3 protein-coding genes are annotated in these 3265 nt (G+C 64.1%); all 3 read left to right on the top strand.

Features of this window, described 5'->3' with window-relative positions:
- Window positions 1–73: 73 nt before the first annotated feature.
- Window positions 74–580: a dTDP-4-dehydrorhamnose 3,5-epimerase gene (gene rfbC, locus I5M_RS01450; protein ID WP_022719776.1), complete on the top strand. Its 507-nt coding sequence runs from the start codon at window positions 74–76 to the stop codon at window positions 578–580.
- Window positions 577–1491 carry an NAD(P)-dependent oxidoreductase gene (locus I5M_RS01445; RefSeq protein WP_022719775.1) on the top strand — a complete coding sequence of 305 codons (915 nt, stop codon included), beginning with the start codon at window positions 577–579 and terminating at the stop codon, window positions 1489–1491. Before rfbC ends, I5M_RS01445 begins: the two co-directional genes overlap by 4 nt.
- A gap of 64 nt (window positions 1492–1555) precedes the next feature.
- Window positions 1556–3265 (top strand): glycosyltransferase family 2 protein (locus I5M_RS30815; protein WP_051048635.1); only part of this gene is annotated, 1710 nt, incomplete at its 3' end.

Raw genomic sequence — 3265 nt, 5'->3', positions numbered from 1 at the left:
ATCCACTGCCCCCGCAGCGCGTTTAACACGGGTCGCGGCCCGCCCCCTCTCCCGCTTGTGGGAGAGGGTTGGGGTGAGGGCGTTCCTGGTCGAGATCGAGCCTCGGGCGGACGAGCGTGGCTTCTTCGCCCGAACCTTTTGCGAGCAGGAGTTCGCGGAGGCCGGCCTCGTCAACCGCTTCCCGCAGGCCAGCGTCTCCTACAACACCAAGCGCGGCACCGTCCGTGGCATGCATTTTCAGGACGATCCGCACGGTGAGACCAAGCTGGTGCGCTGCGTGGCCGGCGCCGTCCATGACGTCATCGTCGATCTGCGCAAGGATCAGCCGAGCTACGGCCGGTCGATCGCCGTCGAACTGAGCGCTGCTAACCGCTGCGCGCTGTACATTCCCAAGGGCTTCGCGCACGGTTTCCAGTCGCTCGCGGACCACAGTGAGCTTCTGTATCTGATCGATGTGAGCTACGTCGCCGATGCGGCGCGCGGCGTGCGTTGGAACGATCCGTTCATCGACGTGAAATGGCCGGAGCCGATCGCGGTGATCTCCGATCGGGATTTAGCTTTCGCCGATTGGGTACCATGACCCGCCGCGCCATCGTCACCGGTGCGACAGGATTCATCGGCCGCAACACGCTCGAGCCGTTGCGTCAACTCGGTTTCGAGGTGCATGTCCTCGGCCGTCAGCGCCCCGAAGCGCCAGACGTGACGTTCCACGCCTGCGACGTTCTCGACACCTGTGCGGCAGCGGCGGCAGTCCGGTCGATCGCCGCCAGCCATCTGCTGCACTTCGCCTGGAACGTCGAGCCTGTAAAGTTCTGGGCGACGCCGCTCAACCTCGACTGGGTGAGCGCCAGCCTGGGCTTGCTACGCGCCTTTACCGAGGCTGGCGGAACCAGAGCGGTTCTGGCTGGAACATGCGCTGAATACCGTTGGGGCGATAACCTGCCGCTGGACGAGCTGCGCTCGGAGCTGGCACCCGGCACGCTCTACGGAGTCGCCAAGGACGCGCTGCGGCGGATCGCATCGGCCTACGCCGATCAAACCGGCCTGTCGCTGGCCTGGGGGCGGATCTTTTTCATGTACGGTCCCGAGGAAAAGCCGGGTCGCTTGGTGAGCGATGCGATCACTTCGCTGACGGCCCGTCGGCCATTCCCGACGACCGACGGTACGCAGCGCCGGGACTTCATGCACGTTGCCGATGTCGGCAGGGCGTTCGTGGAACTGCTCGCCAGCGACGTCCGCGGTCCTGTCAATATCGCCACAGGCGAAGCAGTTCGCGTGCGCGACGTACTCGAGACCATCGTGCGCCACGCCGGCGGAGCGGAACTATTAAAGCTCGGCGAGCGGGCGCGCCCGGCGGATGATCCCGAACTGATCGTTGCTTTGGCGCAACGCTTGCATAACGAAGTCGGCTTCGTACCACGTTATTCGCTGGAAGAAGGGGTTGCGGACACGATAAAGTGGTCGTTGCAGCCGCGGGCACTTCCGCTGTGAGTCTGCGTCGGCTGGCACGATAACCATCACGTCGACTGCGACCGGCTGGTGAGGGGGAGCTCGGATGAGTGACGTAGCGGTTTTCTACCTCGCGCGTGCCAAGGAGGGCCTGGAGCACTTCCAGGCCTTCGCTCAGTCGCTGAGAAGGCATCCCGCCGGTATCGACTACGACCTGATCCTGATCTGCAAGGGGTTCGAGAAGCGCGCGGAATCGGTGCTGGTGTCTCGAATCTTCGCCGGAATCCCGCACCGGCTGACCTATGTGGACGATGATATCGGCCAGGACATCCAGGCCTATAAAGTCGCCGCTGCACGATTCACGCACACCTACGCCTGCTTCTTCAACACTTTCAGTGAGATCGTCGCCGACGACTGGCTGAAGAAATACTACCAGGCGATGACTTCGCCGCAGGCCGGTCTCGTCGGCGCCACCGCATCGTTCGAGAGCCTGAACAATTCGTATCGGCTGATCTTCGCCGCGCAGTGGCTGGCCAGTCAGCCGCTGCGCTATCACGAAGAGCTGTATCGCTCGTTCAGGTGGCTGATCGGTTCGCCCTACGGCGCGGTGCCGAATGGCAAGACGGCCCTCCGCCGCATCCGCCGGCTGCTCGGCGACGTGCTCAATAACCGTCCGCGGCTGGACGAGGTGATGCCGGACTTTCCGGCGGCCTGGGCGCGGGTCTCGGCCGAGGGTGCGCCTTACCGGTTCGCAACGGATTTTCCGAACTTCCCCAATCCCCACATCCGCTCCAACGCCTTCATGGTGCGGCGTCAGGAGATGCTCGATACGCCGCTTGCGGCCGGAGACAAGAAGCTCGCCGGCTGCAACTTCGAGAGCGGCGCGGACGGATTGTCGGCGCGCATCCTGAAGCGTGGGGAGCGGCTGCTGCTGGTCGGCGCAGACGGCGTTGCCTATGATATTCCCGAATGGATGAATGCCGGCTGCTTCCGGTCGAAGGATCAAAGCAACCTTCTGGTCGTCGATAACCAGACCAAGGCCTATATGGCGTTCTCCGAGCCGGAACGCGCCGTCAATCGGGCTCTGGCGTGGGGCTCCTATCTGCCCGGGACGCCGCCGACGATTTACGGCAATCATTTCGACGATCGGCGGCCGCTATCGGAGTTCGGCAGGCTGCCTCGGCAGCCGGCCCGCGAGCGCTTCCTGTCGATCGTCATCCCGACCCACAATCGTCTCGAACTGACGATCGACGCCATCCGCACGGTCCAGAAGCAGAACTACCAGAACTGGGAAATCGCGGTCTTCGACAACGCCTCGAACGAAGACGTCTCGGCCGCGGTCCGCGCTCTGGGCGACGACCGCATCCGCTGCGAGCGCTCGGACGAATTCCTGCCGGTGACCAAAAGCTGGAATCGCGCCCTGAACATGGCGCGCGGCGAGTACGTCACGCTGATCGGCGACGACGACGGCCTGGCGCCCGGCTTCTTCGAGCGCATCGTCGAACTCGCCGACCGGTTCGACAGCCCCGAGGTGATCTTCTCGGCGCTCTATCAGTTTTTTCATCCCGGCGTGCTGCCGGGCAGGCCGCTCGGTTATGTGCAGACCCTGCCGACCGCCGATTTCATGAGCCAGCGCGACTATCCGTTCCTGCTCGACAAGCGCACTGCGCAGGAGGCCGTCGCCAGTTCGCTGAACCTGCGCCGCCGGTTCATGTTCAACATGCCGGCGTTCACCGTGCGCCGCGACTTCCTCGACTCGATCCGCCGTGACGGCGAGGTGCTGCATCCGCCGTTCCCGGATTACTACTTCGCCAAT

The organism is Rhodopseudomonas sp. B29, assembly GCF_000333455.1.
GTDB lineage: Bacteria > Pseudomonadota > Alphaproteobacteria > Rhizobiales > Xanthobacteraceae > Rhodopseudomonas.
The sequence above is the reverse complement of the archived record's forward strand: the minus strand, read 5'-3'. Positions and strand labels throughout refer to the sequence as shown.